The organism is uncultured Blautia sp. (assembly GCF_902497045.1).
GTDB lineage: Bacteria > Bacillota > Clostridia > Lachnospirales > Lachnospiraceae > Blautia_A.
The window spans coordinates 1-5,162 of record NZ_CABVDF010000212.1; the positions used below are offsets into that span (position 1 = coordinate 1).

Here is a 5,162-nt window from a genome sequence, read left to right on the forward strand (position 1 = left end):
GATACTGCTATAATCATCTTTCAAAAGGAAATGAACGAGAAAAATACAGATTTATTATTATAAAGAAGGGAGTTTGTTGTACATGACGGAAATAATAAATACACTTACAGAGCTGATGACAGAAAACCTTTGGGCGGCTCCGCTGCTGAGTCTGGCAGCAGGGATACTAACCTCCTTTACCCCGTGCTCACTGGCATCTGTTCCTATGCTTTTGGCATGTGTAGGCGCGGTGAATGCTGACCGCAAAAAGGCAGTGCGTCTTTCACTTTCCATGGCAGCGGGTATGGCTGTGACTTTTGGAATATTTGGTTCGGCAGCCTCTTTTATCGGGCACCTTCTCCATGAGGCAGGGCACTGGTGGACATTTTTGATGGGAATTCTGATGATCTTTATGGCACTGCAGGTTTTTGGGGTAGTAAATATCATACCTCACATCCATATGTCAGAACATATGACAAAAAAAGGATATGCAGGGGCATTTCTGACCGGAGCTGTCGGAGGTGTTTTTGCCTCTCACTGTGCAATCCCGGTTATGGTTGCACTTTTGGCGCTGGTAGCCAGACTGGGAAGAAATGCCTGGTGGGGAGTACTTCTGATGGTACTGTATGCATTAGGACACAGCGTGCTTTTGGTAGGCGCCGGGATAGGCTATAGCTATGTAGACCGTCTGATCAAAAATCCGGCCTATGCATCGGTCGGCGTATGGCTCAGACGTATACTTGGTATTTTGATCCTGCTTTTTGGGCTTTTGTTGATATTTGCAGAAAAATAATGGCGTTTATTCAAAAAAATGTTGTATTTTTACAAGGCTGTTGTTATAATCAAAATTGCAGAAGTGTTAGATGCCATATATAAATGGCAGCAGTACGGACCAAAAATAGATACAGTTTGTATGAAAAACTGGCAGAACATAAGAGGCAGGACATAAGAGACATTAGAGAGGACAGTAGATATGTTGATTACAAGAGAATGTGATTATGCAGTAAGGGTTATCCGTGCTTTGGCGGGAGAAGAGAGACTCAGTGTAGGAGAAATCTGCGAAAAAGAGCAGATTACGGCTCCCTTTGCTTACAAGATACTGAAAAAACTTCAGAAGGCAAAGCTTGTAAAGGGATTCAGAGGCGTTCATGGGGGATATTCTCTTGACAGAAAAACGGAAGAGATCACATTGTTTGATGTGTATACAGCCATTGATCCGGAACTTATGATTATTGAGTGTATGGATCCTCATTATCAGTGTGTGAGAGATGACAGGGATAAGACGCCGTGTGTTGTACACAGAGAACTGGCGGATATCCAGCAGGAGCTGTGGAAGATGCTAAGACGCAGATCTCTGCAGGAACTTTTTGACAATATATAAAATGAACAGAAAAGAGAGGTCTGCGCATGGCATATTTTTATGCAGAAAGAGCGGAACTCTCTTTTGTTGTATGCAAAAAAAATCAGAATCCAGTTGGACAATAATACTATTATATGGTATAATCAAATACGGAATTTTAGATCGCTTAACGGTCTAGAAATAATTTTCATCATACCTTTAAGGAGGAAAAGAAAACTATGGCAAGAAAGATGAAAACCATGGATGGTAATCATGCAGCCGCTCATGCATCATATGCTTATTCTGATGTAGCTGCTATTTACCCGATCACCCCTTCATCTGTTATGGCTGAAGCAACAGACGAGTGGGCAACCCAGGGAAGAAAGAACATCTTCGGACAGGAAGTACAGGTTACAGAGATGCAGTCTGAGGCAGGTGCTGCAGGTGCAGTTCACGGTTCTTTGGCAGCTGGTGCTCTTACAACTACCTACACAGCATCTCAGGGTCTTCTTCTGATGATCCCGAACCTTTATAAGATCGCAGGTGAGCAGCTTCCGGGCGTTATCAATGTATCTGCCCGTGCACTTGCTTCTCACGCACTTTCTATCTTTGGAGATCACTCTGACGTTATGGCATGCCGTCAGACAGGATGTGCTATGCTGTGTGAATCTTCCGTACAGGAAGTAATGGACCTGACACCGGTTGCTCACCTTGCAGCAATCAAGGGAAAAGTTCCGTTCATCAACTTCTTTGATGGATTCCGTACTTCTCATGAGATCCAGAAGATCGAGACATGGGATTATGAAGATCTGAAAGATATGGCTGATATGGATGCTATCGCAGAGTTCCGTAAACACGCTCTGAACCCGAACCATCCATGCCAGAGAGGTTCTGCACAGAACCCGGATATCTTCTTCCAGGCAAGAGAAGCATGTAACCCGTATTACGATGCTCTTCCGGCAGTTGTACAGGAGTACATGGACAAAGTCAATGAGAAGATCGGAACAGACTACAAACTGTTCAACTACTATGGTGCTGAGGATGCAGAACATGTAGTTGTTGCTATGGGTTCTGTAAACGATACCATTGAAGAAACTATTGATTATCTTGCAGCAGCAGGCAAAAAAGTTGGTGTTGTTAAGGTTCGCCTTTACAGACCATTCAGCGCAGAAGCTCTGATCGCAGCATTCCCTGCATCTGTAAAACAGATTACTGTTCTTGACAGAACAAAAGAGCCTGGTGCTCTTGGCGAGCCGCTGTGGTTAGACGTTGTTGCAGCTCTGAAGAACAGCCAGTTCAAGGATGTTCCGGTATTCTCCGGACGTTATGGCCTTGGCTCTAAAGATACAACTCCGGCACAGATCGTAGCTGTATTTGAGAACACAACAAAAGAGAAATTTACTCTTGGTATCGTTGATGACGTTACAAATCTTTCTCTTGAGACAGGCGCAGCACTTGTTACTACTCCGGAAGGAACAACAAACTGTAAATTCTGGGGTCTTGGCGCTGACGGTACTGTAGGAGCAAACAAAAACTCCATCAAGATCATCGGTGACAACACAGACATGTATGCACAGGCTTACTTTGATTATGACTCCAAGAAGTCAGGCGGTGTTACCATGTCTCACCTGCGTTTCGGTAAGAAACCGATCAAATCCACATACCTGATCCATACAGCAGACTTTGTTGCATGTCACAATCCTTCTTATGTGAACAAATACAACATGGTTCAGGAACTGGTAGACGGCGGTACATTCCTTCTGAACTGCCCATGGGATATGGAAGGACTTGAGAAACACCTTCCAGGTCAGGTGAAAGCATTCATCGCAAACCATGATATTAAATTCTACACCATCGACGGTGTTAAGATCGGTATCGAGACAGGCATGGGACCGACACGTATCAATACAATTCTTCAGTCCGCATTCTTCAAGCTTACAGGAATCATTCCTGAGGAGCAGGCAATCGACCTTATGAAAGCAGCAGCAAAAGCTACTTACGGACGTAAGGGTGATGACGTTGTTCAGAAGAACTGGGCAGCTATCGATGCAGGTGCAAAACAGGTTGTTGAGATCCAGGTTCCGGAAAGCTGGAAAGATGCTGAGGATGAAGGTCTTCATATGACTCATGCAGAAGAAGGAAGAGCAGACGTTGTTGATTTCGTTAACAACATCCAGGCTAAGGTAAATGCTCAGGAAGGTAATTCCCTGCCTGTATCTGCATTCAAAGATTATGTAGATGGTACTACTCCGTCCGGTTCATCCGCATACGAGAAACGTGGTATCGCTGTAAATATTCCGGTATGGCAGCCAGAGAATTGTATCCAGTGTAACCGTTGTGCATATGTATGTCCGCATGCAGTTATCCGTCCGGTAGCTCTTACTGAGGAAGAAGCTGCAAATGCACCGGAAGGTATGGTTACTCTGCCGATGACCGGTATGAAAGATTACAAGTTCACAATGACTGTTTCCGCTTATGACTGTACAGGCTGCGGTTCCTGTGCAAATGTATGTCCTGGCAAGAAGGGCGCTAAGGCTCTCGTTATGGAAAACATGGAAGCAAACGCAGGCGCACAGAAATTCTTTGATTATGGCGTACAGCTTCCGGTTAAAGAAGATGTGATCGAGAAATTCAAAGAGACAACTGTTAAGGGAAGCCAGTTTAAACAGCCGCTGCTTGAGTTCTCCGGAGCTTGTGCAGGATGTGGTGAGACACCATATGCGAAGCTGATCACTCAGCTTTTCGGTGACAGAATGTACATTGCAAACGCAACAGGATGCTCATCTATCTGGGGTAACTCTTCACCGTCTACACCATATACTGTAAATGCTAAGGGACAGGGTCCGGCATGGTCCAACTCTCTGTTCGAGGATAACGCTGAGTTTGGTTATGGTATGCTTCTTGCACAGAAAGCAATCCGTGACGGTCTGAAAGATAAAGTTGAGGCTCTTGCTGCAGCTACAGATAAAGACGATGTGAAAGCAGCTGCTCAGGAATGGCTGGATACATTCTCTGTAGGCGCTACAAACGGAACAGCTACAGATAAACTGGTAGCAGCTCTGGAAGCATGCGGATGTGATGCAGCTCAGGAAATTCTTGCACAGAAAGATTATCTGTCCAAGAAATCCCAGTGGATCTTCGGTGGTGACGGATGGGCTTACGATATCGGATTCGGCGGTGTTGACCATGTTCTTGCAAGCGGACGTGACATCAACGTTATGGTATTCGATACAGAGGTTTATTCCAACACTGGCGGACAGTCCTCCAAGTCTACACCGACAGGTGCAATCGCTCAGTTTGCTGCAGGCGGTAAAGAAGTGAAGAAGAAAGATATGGCTTCTATCGCTATGAGCTATGGCTATGTATATGTAGCACAGATCTCTATGGGCGCTGACTTCAACCAGACTGTAAAAGCAATTGCTGAGGCTGAGGCATATCCGGGACCGTCTCTGATCATTGCATACGCTCCATGTATCAACCATGGTATCAAGAAGGGTATGTCCAAGGCTCAGACCGAGGAAGAACTGGCAGTTAAGTGCGGATACTGGCACAACTTCCGCTTCAACCCGGCAGCAGAGAACAAGTTCACACTTGATTCCAAAGCTCCGAATATGGAAGACTATCAGGCATTCCTTGACGGTGAGGTTCGTTACAACTCTCTGAAACGTCAGAATCCTGAAAAGGCTGAAAGACTGTTTGCTAAGAATGAGGCAGAGGCTAAAGCTAGATATGAATATCTGAACAAACTCATCACTCTTTATGGAGCAGATGCTGAATAATTTCAGATCAGGGGCCGCGGTACAATATTGTACCGCGGCTTTTTTAGAGGAAATATTATTATGAA

3 protein-coding genes are annotated in these 5,162 nt (G+C 45.0%); all 3 read left to right on the plus strand.

From position 1 onward, the window contains the following. The first annotated feature begins 82 nt into the window (after nucleotides 1–82). Nucleotides 83–772: a cytochrome c biogenesis protein CcdA gene (locus tag RDS42_RS12390; protein ID WP_308783927.1), complete on the plus strand. Its 690-nt coding sequence runs from the start codon at nucleotides 83–85 to the stop codon at nucleotides 770–772. A 180-nt stretch (nucleotides 773–952) separates the two neighbouring features. Beyond that, nucleotides 953–1,360, plus strand: coding sequence for an Rrf2 family transcriptional regulator (locus RDS42_RS12395; protein ID WP_308783928.1), 408 nt, complete (start codon nucleotides 953–955; stop codon nucleotides 1,358–1,360). Between the two features lie 197 nt (nucleotides 1,361–1,557). Beyond that, on the plus strand, nucleotides 1,558–5,097 hold the full coding sequence (gene nifJ, locus RDS42_RS12400; RefSeq protein WP_308783929.1) for a pyruvate:ferredoxin (flavodoxin) oxidoreductase: 3,540 nt from the start codon (nucleotides 1,558–1,560) through the stop codon (nucleotides 5,095–5,097). Nucleotides 5,098–5,162: the final 65 nt, after the last annotated feature.

Bases quoted from the DNA above. Each gene is read 5' to 3' on its own strand.
- RDS42_RS12390 (WP_308783927.1), top strand. From the start codon at position 83: ATGACGGAAATAATAAATACACTTACAGAGCTGATGACAGAAAACCTT.
- nifJ (WP_308783929.1), top strand. From the start codon at position 1,558: ATGGCAAGAAAGATGAAAACCATGGATGGTAATCATGCAGCCGCTCAT.
- RDS42_RS12395 (WP_308783928.1), top strand. From the start codon at position 953: ATGTTGATTACAAGAGAATGTGATTATGCAGTAAGGGTTATCCGTGCT.